General features: G+C 58.7%; 15 protein-coding genes and 1 tRNA gene. 8 read left to right on the top strand and 8 right to left on the bottom strand.

Translation table 11 applies throughout. The features are described 5' to 3' along the window. Nucleotides 1-59 precede the first annotated feature (59 nt). Complete coding sequence (locus tag JNM28_11760) at nt 60-926, top strand: hypothetical protein (GenBank protein MBL8069118.1); 867 nt, start codon at nt 60-62, stop codon at nt 924-926. Here JNM28_11760 and JNM28_11765 read toward each other — a convergent pair. From JNM28_11765 to JNM28_11775, 3 genes are read right to left on the bottom strand one after another with little or no spacing between them, the layout of a single operon-like run. Continuing rightward, a complete protein-coding gene (locus tag JNM28_11765) occupies nt 889-1,746 on the bottom strand; it encodes a hypothetical protein (GenBank protein ID MBL8069119.1) in 858 nt (285 codons plus the stop codon). The two genes, JNM28_11760 and JNM28_11765, sit on opposite strands and share 38 nt — an antisense overlap. 46 nt (nt 1,747-1,792) lie before the next feature. Then, the gene (locus JNM28_11770) at nt 1,793-2,380 is read right to left on the bottom strand and encodes a sigma-70 family RNA polymerase sigma factor (protein MBL8069120.1); all 588 of its coding nucleotides are present in this window, start codon (nt 2,378-2,380) and stop codon (nt 1,793-1,795) included. Further along, nucleotides 2,380-2,898, bottom strand: coding sequence for a DUF4446 family protein (locus JNM28_11775; protein ID MBL8069121.1), 519 nt, complete (start codon nt 2,896-2,898; stop codon nt 2,380-2,382). The genes JNM28_11770 and JNM28_11775 overlap by 1 nt, the downstream gene beginning before the upstream one ends. Nucleotides 2,899-2,967: 69 nt before the next feature. On the opposite strand from JNM28_11775, the gene lepB reads away from it, so the two are divergent. Together lepB and JNM28_11785 are read left to right on the top strand one after the other, a co-directional pair. Then, on the top strand, nt 2,968-3,477 hold the full coding sequence (lepB, locus tag JNM28_11780; protein ID MBL8069122.1) for a signal peptidase I: 510 nt from the start codon (nt 2,968-2,970) through the stop codon (nt 3,475-3,477). Next, nucleotides 3,461-3,949 carry an NUDIX hydrolase gene (locus JNM28_11785; GenBank protein ID MBL8069123.1) on the top strand — a complete coding sequence of 163 codons (489 nt, stop codon included), beginning with the start codon at nt 3,461-3,463 and terminating at the stop codon, nt 3,947-3,949. The genes lepB and JNM28_11785 overlap by 17 nt, the downstream gene beginning before the upstream one ends. Here the strand turns inward: JNM28_11785 and JNM28_11790 are convergent. The 3 genes from JNM28_11790 to JNM28_11800 are packed head-to-tail and all read right to left on the bottom strand — an operon-like array spanning nt 3,946 to nt 6,756. Further along, nucleotides 3,946-4,731 (bottom strand): dihydrodipicolinate synthase family protein, encoded by a 786-nt coding sequence (locus JNM28_11790; protein MBL8069124.1) that lies wholly within the window; start codon nt 4,729-4,731, stop codon nt 3,946-3,948. The two genes, JNM28_11785 and JNM28_11790, sit on opposite strands and share 4 nt — an antisense overlap. Then, the gene (locus JNM28_11795; protein MBL8069125.1) at nt 4,728-5,513 is read right to left on the bottom strand and encodes a class I SAM-dependent methyltransferase; all 786 of its coding nucleotides are present in this window, start codon (nt 5,511-5,513) and stop codon (nt 4,728-4,730) included. The genes JNM28_11790 and JNM28_11795 overlap by 4 nt, the downstream gene beginning before the upstream one ends. A 4-nt stretch (nt 5,514-5,517) precedes the next feature. Then, on the bottom strand, nt 5,518-6,756 hold the full coding sequence (locus JNM28_11800) for a hypothetical protein (GenBank protein ID MBL8069126.1): 1,239 nt from the start codon (nt 6,754-6,756) through the stop codon (nt 5,518-5,520). Nucleotides 6,757-6,854: 98 nt separating this feature from the next. Here JNM28_11800 and JNM28_11805 point away from each other — a divergent pair. Then, nucleotides 6,855-6,930: transfer RNA gene (locus JNM28_11805), tRNA-Trp, on the top strand. Nucleotides 6,931-6,993: 63 nt separating this feature from the next. Here JNM28_11805 and JNM28_11810 read toward each other — a convergent pair. Then, a complete protein-coding gene (locus JNM28_11810) occupies nt 6,994-7,692 on the bottom strand; it encodes a PEP-CTERM sorting domain-containing protein (protein MBL8069127.1) in 699 nt (232 codons plus the stop codon). 180 nt (nt 7,693-7,872) lie between these two features. Here JNM28_11810 and JNM28_11815 point away from each other — a divergent pair, with 180 nt between their 5' ends. Continuing rightward, nucleotides 7,873-9,129 (top strand): helix-turn-helix domain-containing protein, encoded by a 1,257-nt coding sequence (locus tag JNM28_11815; GenBank protein ID MBL8069128.1) that lies wholly within the window; start codon nt 7,873-7,875, stop codon nt 9,127-9,129. Here JNM28_11815 and ispH read toward each other — a convergent pair. After that, nucleotides 9,121-10,071, bottom strand: a complete 951-nt coding sequence (gene ispH, locus JNM28_11820; protein MBL8069129.1) for a 4-hydroxy-3-methylbut-2-enyl diphosphate reductase — start codon at nt 10,069-10,071, stop codon at nt 9,121-9,123. The two genes, JNM28_11815 and ispH, sit on opposite strands and share 9 nt — an antisense overlap. A gap of 61 nt (nt 10,072-10,132) precedes the next feature. Between ispH and JNM28_11825 the strand changes: the two genes are divergently transcribed. The 3 genes from JNM28_11825 (at nt 10,133) to JNM28_11835 (ending at nt 15,030) form a co-directional block, all read left to right on the top strand. Then, on the top strand, nt 10,133-10,546 hold the full coding sequence (locus JNM28_11825; GenBank protein ID MBL8069130.1) for an EamA family transporter: 414 nt from the start codon (nt 10,133-10,135) through the stop codon (nt 10,544-10,546). Nucleotides 10,547-10,707: 161 nt separating this feature from the next. Further along, a complete protein-coding gene (locus JNM28_11830) occupies nt 10,708-11,670 on the top strand; it encodes a prepilin-type N-terminal cleavage/methylation domain-containing protein (protein MBL8069131.1) in 963 nt (320 codons plus the stop codon). 126 nt (nt 11,671-11,796) lie between these two features. Continuing rightward, the gene (locus JNM28_11835) at nt 11,797-15,030 is read left to right on the top strand and encodes a DUF1080 domain-containing protein (protein ID MBL8069132.1); all 3,234 of its coding nucleotides are present in this window, start codon (nt 11,797-11,799) and stop codon (nt 15,028-15,030) included. The last annotated feature ends 17 nt before the right edge of the window (nt 15,031-15,047 follow it).

The raw sequence follows: 15,047 nt of genomic DNA on the forward strand, positions 1-15,047 counted from the left end.
CATAACGGGCCTATCGATGGACTCCAGTAATAGGACCTGACGTACCGAGAATCCCCTTTATGAGGGCACGGACGCTAGGTTACGTTTTTGCTGCGCTCACCCCTGTGTGGCTCCTGACCTTGTTGGCAATCCAAGGGCGTTTCTTTGTTTCACCGCACACATTTGTGGAATATGGCCCCGAAACTTCTCGGGGGATCTTGGGGTATTCCGGCGCGATCCGGTTCACGGAACGCAATTCCGAGGGGCTCGACTACCTGGACAAGCAGGTGCTGGACGAAACCTATGACCGATGGGTGAAGTACGACACCGAGGGCCTGTTGCCCACCGTTGAACCGATTGCCACGGACGACGACGGCACCACCGGTTTCCGCCAGGAGGTTGAAGGAGCGCGGCGCCTGGTGATCAATGCCTTGCAACGGGATATGCGCCGGCAGCGCAAGCAGGGCAATCTCCCTGAATCGGCCCGGCGGGCAACCCAAGTGCTGCGAATGGCCTCGATCGCAAAATACAGCTCGTCCTATTCGGCATTCTATGGTTCGTCCACCCAGCTCTATGCTATCGGATTCTTTTCGGAGATCGAAGGCAAGCTGCCGTCCAGTGCGCGCCTTGAATTTTGGGAGGCGCTCAATGAAACCGAGGCCGACCCGGAGACGATCAAGCGGACGGCGATGCACCTGGTCTCGCTATCTGAGCTGGATTTGATGCCGGCCAAGGCGGAAATGCCGACCAAAACGCAGGTGCAGATGATGCTGGCCAACGACCAGACAGCCACCCGCTACACCTTGGGGCCGAACGCCCAGGGCTACTTGTTGGCCGAGAGTTACCGGGTCGCCTACCAAAGCGAACTCCACCTTGAGGCCGAGCTCAAGCGCCGCCGGGTGACGGCGCTCAATTCGAATTCAGGATCGAAATCCCGTCTTCCCTAACGCTGATGCTGAGCGATTGGGGGTTCAGTTTGGTTGAGATGGCCGCGGTGTCATCCGACGTGTCAAAGTCCCAAGAATATAGCTTGTCGCGATCCTTTGCGCGGACGATGATGGGGGTGCGGAACGTTCCCGCGATCGCAACGGCAAGGTCAAGGACATTGCCGCTGCCTTTCAGTTCTTCGCCTTGTTGGCTCCCCGGCAAGGCGATGACGAGTTTTTCGCCATTACGGTTGTCAAAGACTCCATAGGCTCTGGCTGTTTGGGATTCGATCTGCAACGATTGCATGACCTTTCCTCCCACGACGTCGATTTTGCCGAGCTCCGAATTGTCCGCGATGTCACGGAGGGAGTAGGTTGCGTTCTTGCCGTTGCGGATGGAGATGGAAAGGGACTTGCCATCAGCTACGAGGTCAACATATTCCGCGGCGGACTTTGCCTGTCCTGGGATGGGCACTGGCGTAGCGATCGAATTTTCACCGGCCCGGTTGTTGAGGCTGGCGACAGTCGCGATCACGGCAATGGCGGCGATCCCACCGACGAGGGCGAGCCGCCACTGGCCCCAAAATGAGACCTTTTGGTATTGTTTTTCTTCCCACGCCTGAAGATCGAGCCGGGCCATGATTTTTTCATGGAGGTCGACGGGGATTTCCACATCGGGGGCCGGCTCCTCGAGCAGGCTCATGGTTGCGCAAAATTCTTCGTATTCCGCCTTGAGATCCGGGTCGTCGAGCAATGCGCGTTCAAAGGCTTCTTTGATGCCTCCGCCCAGTTCGCCTTCATAGTAGGCGCTAAAGAAATCCCTGGCTTTGGTTGCGTTCATTGATCAAGCTCCTTGGCTGCGGCCCATGCTCTTGTTGCGTTTGACCTCACCCTAATGAGAAAAGTTCCGAGTTCTGGGACAAAATGTCCCGAAGCGCTACCCGGGCGCGGTTGAGCCGGCTCTTGACGGTCCCAATTGGGAGATCCAAGGTTTCGGCGATGTCTTCGTAGCTCAGCGATTCGACGTGGTACATGACGAGCATCGCCTGCTGGTATTCGGGCATCAGGGCCAGTGCATTTTGAACAGCGGCTTCGCGAGCGTTGCGTTCCGCGATTTCGGCCGGGCCGTCCGCCTCGTCCTCGAACTGCCGCTCGATTTCCCCTCCCCCGGTTTGAACGGATTGGTCAAGGCTGAGGTTTTTGGATTCTTTGTCGCGCTTCTTCCGGTCTAGGTAACAGTTCGTGACGATGCGGTAAAGCCAGGTGCCGAACGCGCTTTGCCCCCGGAAGTTTTTGAGGGCGCTGTTGATGCGGACGAATGCATCGGCAACAACGTCGGCCGCCAAATCGGGGTTGTTCGTCAATCGATAGGCATACCGGTACGCTCGTTCCTGATAATCGGAGACGAGTTCATTCAGGGCTTCACGGTCGCCTTTTTGCGCCCGCTCGATGAGCATTTGGTCGCGTTGGGACATTACAAACCGATCTTGGGCCGGTTCCTCCCGGCCACTGCCTCCTCAAGCGCCTGCTCTTCTTCGGCGGTCATGGCCATATCGGAACGCCCGGCCCTCAACGTTTTGCCAAAGACGCGGCAATCCATACGCCCGACTTGGCTGGTGACCAACGCCCCGTCCCCGTTTTCGTCGCAGATCGCCAGGGCGAAGCTCTGACCCCCGCCCACATCGTCGAACGCGTCGTACCGAATCAATCCGACATACCGTTTGGATTGCATCAATTTGCCTTCCGCAACCTTAAGACGTTCGGAAAGCCCTTGGATCTCAGAATCCGTGCGGGCCGAATTCCGGAGCTGCTGTTGCAAAACCTGCTCCAGGTTCCCCGTTTCGACACCGTCGGCCAGCTGGATCCAAAGACCTTCCAACCGTTTGAACCGGGAATTGAGGCGGGCAACTTGAACCCCCAAGGCAACCACACTGGCCAGCAACACCGCCACCACGGCGGGCACAAGCCAAGGAACTGAATTCAGCCAATCCATGACCACTAAAGCCGGCCGCAATTTCGACCGATCTGGAGTATAACCCCCAAAAGGACGGCGTCCGTAAATATGATGGGAACCGCAGCCAAACCCGCCTCCGCCAAAAAGAAGGTCGTAGTCACGGGGTTCACTGTGTTCTTGTTGTTCGTGTTGGCCTTTGTTATTTTCCTCAGCCAGAACTTCACTTCGGTGGAAGTCAAGGGCCCCTCCATGGAGCCGACGTTCTTTGAAAAAGACCACGTGCTGGTCAGCAAGGCGTATTGGTTGGTTGGGGACATCAAGCGGGGCGACATCGTCGTCATCAAAAGCCAGGACAAAGCGGGCGAGTATTACATCAAGCGTGTGAACCGGTTGCCCGGCGAATCGGTGGACTTTTACAACCTTCCCCAGGATTACAGCCTGACCAACGGCGAATTCGTGGTTCCCGAAGGCCAATATTACGTGCTGGGAGACAACCGCCCGGTCAGTGAAGACAGCCGCGTTTGGGGGCCGGTCGATGCCGGCGAGATCATCGGCAAAGTGATTGTAATCAAGTTCGGGCTCCCGGGATCCCAGCGCGCCAGTGCCAAATCCGAGTGATCCTGAATTCCCGACCGCCGTCCTCAGTGAAGGCCGGTTGGATTTCTTCCCGGTCCCATTCCAACCCCCTGCCCCTACTTTTGCCGTAGTCGTTTTTGCCTGGCAAGAAGAATCTGTCTTGCTGGCGGAGATCCCAGGGCGCGGATGGTGCGTCCCCAGCGGGCGGGTCGAAATCGGCGAAAGACCAGATCAAACGGCTATCCGCGAAACCTTTGAGGAAACCGGTGCCGTGATCGCCCCTCCCTCCCTGATCGGTTACAACCGATGGGAATCCGTAGGTAGCGCGCTCAGGTGGGTTGCCGTTTTCGCGGCCCGGGTTGAATCGTTGGGCTCCATCCCAAAAGGATCAGAATCGGCCGGCAGAAGCCTTTGCCCGTTGGCGGGCTTGCCCAAAACCTATTACTTGTGGAACCCGCTGACTGAGGCGGTTTTCCGCTATTCGCTTTCCTGTTTGGCAGACCTCCCGCGTTAAACCACTTGGAACAGCCGATCCACCGCCTCGCGACCCGTTGGGTTCAGCGGCATAAAGGGCCCTCTGAGCGGCCCGGTTTCCAGCCCGAGCTTCTCGGTTGCATACTTCCCGATCCTGGCCAGGCCGAAGTGGCGGACGATACCTTCGACCACAGGCTTGTAGGCCGACCACTTTTGGAGCAGGATTTGGGCATGATCCATCCCGAACATGGCGACCGGGTGCACCATCCCGCTGGGAGTCCAACATTCCGAGCTACCGCCATGCGGGGTAACGGCGAGCCCATCCAGTCCGTGCGCAGCCAACGGCTCTGCCGATTTTGCCCCCGATGTTTCGACGGCATTGGCCGCTTCGTTGAGTTTGCCAGACGGATCGATGAAACCGACCGGCAAGTTGCCATGCCGGCGAACAACGTTGACAAAGTTCCTCGCCTCATCCAAACCGAGTTGGCCGAAAGGTGGAGGGCAAAGAATCGCCCCGGTGGCTCCGCAATCGGCGGCATCTTGGCACAAGTCGATCGCAACGGCGGTCGTCTGGGCGGTCACGTTGACATAAACAGCCAACTTGCCGCAGTCGCGCATGACCCATTCGAGGAGTTTTTTGCGCTCGGCCAGCGAAAGGCTCCCAAATTCACCGGAGGGTGTAGCCACAGCCACGCCTTCGAAACCAGATTCCCTCATCAGGCGCATGAGCCGGGCCAGGCGGACCTCGCTAACCGCCGACCCGTCATCGGTGAACGGTGTCACGATCGGGGCGATGAGCCGGGGGATTTCCACGACCTTCAAGACGTTGTCAGCGGGGATTGAGAATCAACTAGGCGGGCAAAGAGTGTCATTTCCCACAGGTCGAATGTGGCAGGCGGGCCGGGCTGGGGGTTCAAATAGGTGCGCAGGCCGGCCAGTGAACCCCTCAATTCCTGCCTCAGTTCTGCCCGGATCGGTTCCGGCACTTCCATCCGGGCCATCCAATCCTCAAGCTCCAGCGTCTTTCGCGCCGTATCGACCCACTCGATGCGGTAGCCGTTGCTTTCGATCATTGCCGACCATTCGGATACCGAAAGGTCATGGACGTGGCTGGGGTCGCGCTTGGCTTCGAACCGGTCAACGGCAACCGCCGTTTGGGGATCTTCCGGGCCGATTGTGTCCACGATCAAAAGCCATCCACCCGGTGACGTGACCCTTTGCGATTCGGCGACGAACGCCTCAACATCGGGAAAGTGGTGGGCCGCAAGGCGAGTTGCTACCCCGGCCATGGAGCCATTTTCAAAAGGGAGGCTATCGGCGGCGGCAAGGCACGTCTCGATGTTGTCCAGTCCGCGTTTTTCCAATTCGCGGGATACGATTGCGAGCATCTCCGGCGTGATATCGACCGCAATGACTTTTTCGGCGACCCGGCTAAGCGCGTAGGCGGTGTGGCCGGCACCCGTCCCAACATCCAGAACGGTGCCGGGAGTTTTGCCGACCCGCTCGGCCAGGGCTAAGAGGGCGTCGGGTTTGGCGTGGGGTGCACTGGTGAGATACTTTTCGGCAACTGGAGCAAAACTTTGTCGGGGATCGCGCGGTTCCATTCCGTCATTTGATCATGACGTAAACGACTTTCTGGATCTCGAGATCCCCGACTTTTGCGGTCAATTCCACCGGAAACGTGCCGGTCGCCCCGCCCGGGATCGAATATTCGACGCTGACTTTGGCCGTTCCCCGGGGATAGTAGATCAGGAAATCTTCTTGTTGGCCCCGCCGGCCCGACCACGAGTCAGGCAGCTTCATGGTGAACCGGCCGTTAATCTTCCCTTCCCCCTGGCTCTTGATGGTCACTACTCCTTTGACCACTTGCGGGTTTTCGGAAAACCGAACCGTTGTTGGAAGCCCGAAATCGAAATCGACGAGGTCAGCAATGCGGAAACTAGACCGGATTTGGGCGATCCGCCCGTCGGCGGCGAGCACGGTCGCCCGCAGGACGCGGTAACCCCCGACGGCCGACTCCTTGATCTGGCTGGAATAGGCGACTGTCGCCCGGTTCTTGCGGTCGAGGGCCGGGAACGGCACCGTGACTTGGTTGATTGCATCCCGGGCGTATCCCTCCCCGACGACATCGACCGATTGGATGGCCGGGGCATCGGGATCCAGTTCGAAATCAAAGTTGAATTTGAGGGGATCGAGCCTGGCCACGGCCCGGTTCCGGATCCCTGGATGCCAGACGACGCCGCTGAACAGGTTGCGGCTTTTGTCGAACCTCATCCTCAAAAAGGCCAGGTTGCGGGGCAGGTAGGCGGGGCCGGTGTCCGTGCCCTCTGGGACGATGTCGATCCTTAGCCCGACCCGGGAATCTTCTTTGACTTCTTTGCTGAGCCCAGCGGCAAGGAACGACGCTTCCATATTCCAGTAGGCGGTTGAATTTTTTGCCGCCACTTGGACTGAGTTGGGCAAAAGCCGCGGAACCACCCAAACTGGCCCCGACCGGTCGGTCGCATCCAACTGCCGGACCTCCACCCGGGGGGAATCGCCAACCATGGTGATCCTGATCTCCAGGTTATCGTCGCCGACAAGCCAGCCGTCGCCATTGGCGTCCAAAGAAACCACGACTTCTTGGCCCGGTTTGGGCTTGGCGCCCAAATGCAACTTGCCCGGCTCCCATTGGAAGAATGTGGGGCCGTTCGGCGTGTCAGCAAACTGATCCCACTCCTGATCCGTGACGACGCCATCCCGAATGGGGGAGATCGCCAGCCGCAAGGGATCGACCCCCGGTTGGGGCTTGAGCAGGAATTGATCTTGCCCAGCAATCAAAAAGGCGCTGACGAGGGTTGGCGTCACGGTAAAGATTCAGACTAGCCAGGTTCCCTAAACGATTCAAGCCCGGACGCGTGGCGGGCCCGGATTCCTATAAGGGCAAGGTATAATCCTTTCGGCGCAGGGGTATAGCTCAGCTGGTAGAGCGAAGGTCTCCAAAACCTTAGGTCGCGGGTTCGAATCCTGTTGCCCCTGCCATAAAACAAAACCCCGCAACCCATGGTCTGCGGGGTTTTGTTTTCCGTACGAAAGCGGTCGTCCTCAGCGTTTTCTGCGGAGGAGGCCCAGGCCCGCTAGGGCACAAACGGCCATCGTTGCCGGTTCGGGCACCGGGTTGAAGGCCACATGGTCGAACATGAGGCCGTCGCTAAATGTCCCGTTGCTCCCATTGGCAACCGTCACCGAATTGATTTGGTCGCCCCCAAAGGCATCGATCCTCACATAGCCTTGGCGCTGGCCGTTGACCGACCAACCAGCCAAGACGTCGAGCAATCCGACCGGGTTCCCATTGATCAAAACCGTCGTTTGCAGATCCATTTGCTGGACGCTGAAACCAACGCTGGAAGCGCCACCGGCAAAGGTGAAGGTCGTGAAGCCCCAGCTGCCTGTCTCACTGTAGGGGAACTCACGGTTGGTGCGCGTGTTGATCAGCCCGTTGCTGCCGTCCCACGCTCCGCCGCCGCCGAATTGGAATGCGGTTCCAAAAGTGCTGTCGGTGAACGGGTTAAACGTGTTGGGAATCGTCGAGCTTGGCCCATAGCCGCCATTCGGCGAGGCGATGGTCACCTGCAAGCCGCTGACGAGGTTGACATCTTCAAAATCCTCGACCGTGTAGCCAGAAACCCCGAGGGTCGCATCGGATGCGCCCCATTGCGATGGGCCAAAGCCCGTGAAATTGAATCCGGCATGGGCGCACGCCGAAAGGGCTGCGACTCCTGCGCAAACGAGTGTTGTTTTCATTGTCTCCTCCAAATGCCGCCAAGATTTTTTGGCTGCACAGACCCTTATTATGTTGGCAAAAACCGTTACAATACCGTTACACGTCTGCGACACCGACAACTTTTGGGGAGGGCATCCGGCGCATTGGTAGGAAGAGTCGATCTGAGCAACGGTTTCGAGGTCTACTTGGATGGCAGGTTGGTGGCAAATCCATACCCCACCAAGGCAACCGCGGAACTTCTGCTCATCCTTGCCGCGTCGGCGCCTAGGCCGGTGCACCGCGCCAACCTGGCGGCGAGAGTCTATCCGTCGCTCGACCAAGGCCGTTCGGCCAATGCCCTGCGGCAAACCCTTTTCCGGTTGCGGAAGTGGCTGGGTGCGGACCTCGTTATTGCCCGCAAAGGCTTGATCGGTCTAGCCGGCGAGTGGCACGTGGAACCAGCGGTTGCGGAGCCATCCACCGTAGGTGCTGCTGAAATGGAACCGCCCCCCGGCAGGGTTGGTTTCAGCCCGGCCCCTCCGGGTTTAGCCAACCCGTCCGCCCTTTACCAGTTGGTGATGTCTCTTGCCGCGGAAGATGCCGATGTTGCCCGGGAGATTTTGGTTTCGGCATCCACCGTCTTGGAATCTTGCCGCTTTACGCAAGTCCAAGAAATGTTCCGGGCCTGCAAACCCGTCCGCTCCACATGCCCCCGTGCTAGCGAGTATTACGTCCTCAGGTCTCAACAGAACATCCGGTCTTGCCAATTGGCCAATGGAGTTAAGGATGCGGAAACCGCCTACCGGATCGCACGGCACAACAATCGCCGAACCCTGTTGGCCCAATGCCTTTCGAATTGCTTATTTGCGTGCCTCGAGGCGGCAAGGATGGAGGAATCCACCTTTTGGCTTCAACGGCTCCATGACTTTCAGTCCGTTACATCGACCCGGTTGCTGACCATCAACGCCGAATTCGCTTACCACTGGAACTCCGGAAACATCGAGCAAGCGGTTGAGGCGATGGTCCGGGGCGTCGCCCAAATGCACACGGCGACCCGCCGGTCACAATTGCACTTTTTTTCCAACGCCTCGGTCTTCTGTGCCGAAATCGGCGATCCTGGGCAAGCAATCCAATTCCTCGATTCGGCGAAGAGGCTCGTGATGCCCACGCTCGACGTCCTCTACTCCCTAACCATCCTCTTCGCCGAATCGGAAATCGCCCTTGCTCGGGGTGATATGGGAACCGCCTTAGAGACTTGCTCCAAAGCCCTGGATCTTGCCGACGAGTTGGAGTTTCCCGCCACGCGGCTGTACGTCCTCTCCCAACTAGCGCGGGTGCATTCGCGGTTGGGGAATGCGGAAAAGGCGGCACAGGCGTGGCGTGAAAAAGAGCAAATGCGGAAACGGTCGGGAGGTGGATTGACTCCACGTCTTGAGGGACAAAAAGCAGCCGCCTTGGGAAGGGCCCGGTTAGCGTGATTGCGCCAATTGCACCAGGTTCCGCGACGGGATGAACTCGATGTCTTCTTTGACCGTTTCCAAGACCTTGACGGGCGTGCCAGGCGACCATTCCAGCAACCGACCAATGACAGCCTCGACGAGTTCATCAGGGGTTGAAGCCCCGCTTGTGACGCCAATGGTGCGGTAATTGTCGATGACCGGGCGTTCAAGTTCGTCCGGTGACATCAAGAGCACAGATTCGGCCCCATACCCCCGGGCAACCTCGGCAAGGCGGTTGCTGTTGGAACTCTGGGTGCTGCCGACGACGATGATGAACTCGCAGACCTTGGCCATTTCCTTCACCGCCCCTTGCCGGTTTGTTGTGGCATAGCAGATGTCTTCCTTTTTTGGCCGTTCCAAGTGGGGGAACCGGCGTTCCAAGACTTGGGTGATGGATTCGACTTCGTCGACGCTGAGAGTTGTTTGGGTGACGAGGGCCAGCCGTTCGTGGTCTGGGAGTTCGACGGTTTCGGCCTCCTCCGGGGTTTCGACCAGGATCATCCTGCCGGGGGCCTCGCCCATGGTCCCTTCGGCTTCAACGTGCCCCCGGTGGCCGACATAGACCATCAAGTAGCCTTTGGAATCAAACCTCTTGGCTTCGTTGTGGACTTTGGTCACCAAGGGGCAGGTGGCATCGATCACGTTCAACCCCCGGGAGGCGGCATCTTGCCTGACTTGCGGCGAAACCCCGTGCGCGCTAAAGACCACCGTGGCCCCTTCGGGCACTTCGTGGACATCTTCGACAAAAACGACGCCCTGGGATTCAAAGCTTTTCACAACGTGCTCGTTGTGAACGATGGCATGCCGGACATAAAGCGGCGCCCCATGGATTTTGAGGGCCAGGTTGACGACCTCGATGGCATAGGCGACCCCGGCGCAGAACCCCCTTGGTGCGGCCAATGTGATGGAATCCAATGCCATTTCCTCCTCATTATCCTACGGGAGTTGGCCCGCCGGTTCGGCAATGGTCATACTTCCTGACATGGATTACCGTGGGTGGGCCCTGCTTTCCGCCTTTTTCGCCGGGCTGACGGCTGTGTTGGCCAAGCGCGGCGTGGATGGTGTCCCGGCAAACACGGCCTTGCTGGTCCGGGTCGCCTTCGTCTTGGTCTTCAGCTTTGTTTTGGCGGCCGCGGCAAAGGAAGCCGACCTTTCCCAGCTGACCAAGGAAAACTGGCTTTTCCTCGCGTTTTCTGCCGTGGCCACGTTTCTGAGTTGGCTTTGTTATTTCCGGGCTCTGCAAACGGGCGAGGTGAGCAAGGTCGCGCCGATTGACAAACTCAGCTTTGTGGTGGCCATGGTTCTGGGTCTGGTTGTGTTAAAGGAAAAGTTCGATCTGAAGGTGGCAGGCGGGGCGGCATTGATTGTGGCCGGCGTCCTCGTGACGCTTGCTTAAGCAGGATTTTGACAATTATACTCATATATTACCAATTCCTTATGAGTTAACCATCACAAATTTATACATTATTTATATAGATAACAAAAAGTCCTAATCTATCACGATTGGTCACAGTGTTAATACTCTCTTAATGAATTTCTCGATAAATCGTTGCTGTCATGCGACGCGCATTTACCCTCATCGAACTCCTGGTCGTAATCGCGATCATTGCGATCCTGGCCGCCATTTTGTTCCCCGTTTTCGCCCAAGCCAAGGTTGCCGCCAAGAAGTCGGCCGACCTGAGCAACACGAAACAAATCGGAATCGGCCTGCAGCTTTACTTGTCCGACTTCGACGACATCTACCCGATGGCCAACTACCGTAACAACGACAACGCGGCATTTGGAGAAGTCCATTGGTCGTGGATGGTGTTGCCGTACATGAAGAACGAGCAGATTTTCGTCAGCCCTTCGGATAAGAACGGCGGCTGGGCTCCCTCGTGCTGGGATCCCAACACCAACAACCGCGGTTTCGGCGTGCCGGGCGTGCAATCGGATGTGTCTTCGGCTGCCGCCTGTGCGCTTGCGGGTTACAACGCAGGCATCTACACCACCCAGGTCGGCCGCATCAGCTACACCGGCAACCAGTTGCTGATGCCCCGCAAGCGGGTGAGCTCTGACACCAGCACCACGGTCAGCCAAACGCAGGTAGACGATGTTTCGGGCACGATCCTGCTGGCCCCGACCACGGAATCCAAGCAGTGCATGCAACGGTCCGGCGAATACCGCACCTACCGCAATGCGATCGGCATCTCCAAGAAGGGCCAAGTCCCCGACGGGTTCAGCAGCGCCCCGACGGCAGCCGCCGATTTGCCGCTGGAAGCGATCAGCGTCGCCACGGCAAAGCAGGTCTTTGCCTGCAACACGGGCACGGTGTTGCCCAGCAGCCTGGACCACACCCTGCGCTACACGCACGTTGGCCGGTATGACCGCGGCAACAACTACGTGTTTAGCGACACGAGCGCCCGTTTCCGCGAGACCTATAGCACCTTGAATCCGGCCCGGTTCGCCTGGGGCAAATCGGCCTACTCGCTCGGCGGCAGCGCCATCGTCGACCCGCTGACCGGGAACCCGGTTCAGTAATCCGGATCCCATTTCGTGGATAGCATTGGCGGGGCTTTGGCCCCGCTACTTTTTTGCCTCGGCACCTCTGTGCACAAGATAAGAAGAGGGGTGTCAACGCCGTACCCGTATGGGTAACCTGGGTTCATGCTGACGAGCCTTGTCGCCGCATGCCTGATTGCGGCCCCTGCCCCGGAACGGCCCCGTGACATTTGGGTGTTCCGATCGGTTCTCGACCAAAACGCGCGGATGCTCACCGCCGCATTAAGCGACGACCTGTGGGTGGCCTACGACACTCAAACCTGCAGCCTTTACAAGGCCTGGACAGGGGGCGTCAAGTTTGATGGCGCGGTGTATACGACGGTTCACGGCCCGCAGCCGACCAGCGTCGGCGCACCTTACATTTTGAACCACGGCGAAACGTGGTCGATTCTCGAAAAAGGCGTTGCCGAACCCGTCAAGCCCAAATATCTCGGATACCGGTTCCAGAACGGGGGCGTCTTCATCTCGTTCAAGTTTTCGACCGGATCCGGGCAAAAGATCTCGGTCACGGAATCGCCCGAATACCTGCCCGCTGCCGCGGGCCGGGTCGGTCTTAGGCGGCAGTTCCACGTATCCGGCCTCAAATCGGGCCAGTTACTGTCCCTTGGTTGGAACGAATCGGAACCGGGCACCGTGCTCGACAAGGTTGCGGTCGGGGTTTTGTTCCCACCGGCGACCCAATCCGACGCTGCAACCCACACGGTGCTGATTGACAACGGGAACAACGAATTCGTCGAGACATTCGCCAAATCAGGGACTTCTGGGGGCGTCCGCCAGGATCCGCCCGAGCCAACGCCGCCGGCCGATGCCGACCAGGACAAGCAAGATATCAGCAAAGAACGCGAACCGGGCTTGAGCCTCCGCGTGTATTACACGGGGCTCGACATGAGCGAGATCCCCGAACTGATTTCGGGCCAAACCCCCAATTACAGCGTCGTGATCCCAAACATCAACCTGGGCAACGACGACTGGGGGCCGAACAAAGAGCAGATCTTGGCGGTGGTCACGGGCTTTATCAATGTCAAGCAAGCCGGGAGCTACGAGTTCTCGCTGGGTTCGGACGACGGCTCCAAACTCTGGATCGGGGACAACTTGATCGTGGACAACAACGGGCTGCACGGCAAGGAGTTCAAGAACGGCCGGGCAGAGCTAGTCGCCGGGGAGAATTCCATCCGGATCGAATGTTTCAACGGCCCCGCCGACGGCGCATTGGAACTCAAATGGAAAAAACCGGGCGATACTGAATTCACAACCGTCCCGCCATCGGCCTTCACCACTCCGGCCGGTGAGGTCCGGGTCACGGCACCGGGCAAAAAGGGCGTCATGGGCGTAGACAACTACCGAGCCGGCGACCGCCGTCCTTTGGAAGATGTCCATCCCGCCTACACGCTCAGCCAAGCCCGTCCCGGTTGGTTCCACCCGCGCGTTGGCGGGATCGGCTTCTTGCCGAACGGGGACATGCTCATCTGCACTTGGGATGCCGACGGAGCCGTTTACCAACTTTCCGGTTGGGATAAGTCACCGATCAATCGGACGGTCAAGCGGATCGCTTCCGGGCTTGCCGAACCACTTGGGCTCAAGGTGGTCGACGGGCGCATCTATGTTCTGCAAAAGCAGGAGTTGACTGAACTCATCGACAACGACAAGGACGGGCAGGTGGACGAATATCGGTGCGTGGCCAATGGCTGGGGCGTGACCGCGAACTTCCACGAATTCGCTTTTGGCCTGGAATACAAGAACGGGAAATTTTATGGCACTTTGGCCACGGCGATCAACCCCGGGGGGCGATCCACCCAACCGCAAAACCCGGATCGCGGCCGGTGCATTGAAATTGATGCCAAAACTGGTGATTACCGGTTCATCCTGGCCGGGCTGCGAACCCCCAACGGGATCGGGTTCGGCGCAAAAGGCCTGCTCTACATCGCCGACAACCAGGGCGACTGGCTGCCCAGCAGCAAAATCCTGCTGGTGAGAGAGGGGGCGTTCTACGGCAACCGGTCAGTGGAACCGGAAGCGAAAAAGGACACTCCCGAAGATCCGCCGGTCGTGTGGTTGCCACAGAACGAGATCGGCAACTCGCCCAGCCAGATCACAGCCCTGAACGATGGCCCCTACAAAGGTCAGATGATCCACGGTGACGTCACCCACGGCGGGCTCAAACGGGTCTATGTCGAAGAAGTCGGCGGCGTACTCCAAGGCACGGTTTTCCGCTTTACCCAGGGGTTGGAAGCCGGGATCAACCGAGTCGTGACCGCACCCGATGGCAGCATTGTCGTCGGCGGCATCGGCTCCACCGGGAACTGGGGACAAACCGGTAAGCAAAGCTACGGCACCCAGCGCCTTGTTTACAACGGGACATCCGTCTTTGAGATGCTGAGCTGTTCCCCACGCCGCAACGGGATCGAAGTCAAGTTCACCGAACCGTTGAGCCCGGAAACTGGCAACACGCCCAACTACTACGAAGTCAAGCAATGGCGTTACGTCCCGACCAATGAGTACGGCGGCCCCAAGGTGGATGAAGAAACCCTGGCGGTCAAGTCGGTTTGGGTGAGCGAAGACCGCAAAACGGTGTTCCTGAACGTGGACGGGCTAAAGGAGGCCCACGTGGCATATGTCCATTGCCACCATGCCCTGCAAAGCCTCAGCAACCAATTCATGTGGTCCACCGAGGCTTGGATGACCAACAACAAGATCCCCGCCAAAAATGGCCCGGTCGGCAAGAACCGGCCAAGCAGCCCGGCGCAAGTGCCGGCAGGCGAACGGCTCACGAACTCAGTTGCCAACTTCATGGGTTGGAACAAGGATCATGTGCCGTCCGGTTGGTCGCTGGAGGGCGGCGTCCTCAGCTTCACACCAGGCAAAGAAGGGGGCGACCTGCGCACGGCCAAAAGCTACGGCGACTTTGACCTTTCGTTCGAGTGGAAAATCTCCGAAGGCGGGAACAGCGGCGTCATTTACCATGCCCAAGAGCGGCCGGGCCAATACCCGTGGCAAACCGGGGCCGAATACCAAATCTTGGACAACACCAAGCACTCGGACGGCCGGAACCCGTTCACGTCGGCCAGCGCGCTCTATGCGTTGGAGCGGCCCGAATACGACTACACCCGCCCCGTCGGCGAGTGGAACAGTTCCCGCCTTGTGTGCAAGGGCGGGGTCGTTGAGCATTGGCTGAACCACAAGCTCATGCTTCGAGTGGATATGGATAGCCAGGAGTTCAAGGACAAGGTCGCCATGAGCAAGTTCAAGGACATGCCGGAATTCGCCAAGTTCCGGGAAGGGTATATCGTGTTCCAAGACCACGGAGATGCCGTGAGCTACCGGAACATCGTCGTGAAGTGACTTGTAACCAGAGGGTG

Source organism: Armatimonadota bacterium (assembly GCA_016789105.1).
In the GTDB taxonomy this organism is placed as follows: Bacteria; Armatimonadota; Fimbriimonadia; order Fimbriimonadales; family Fimbriimonadaceae; genus UphvI-Ar2.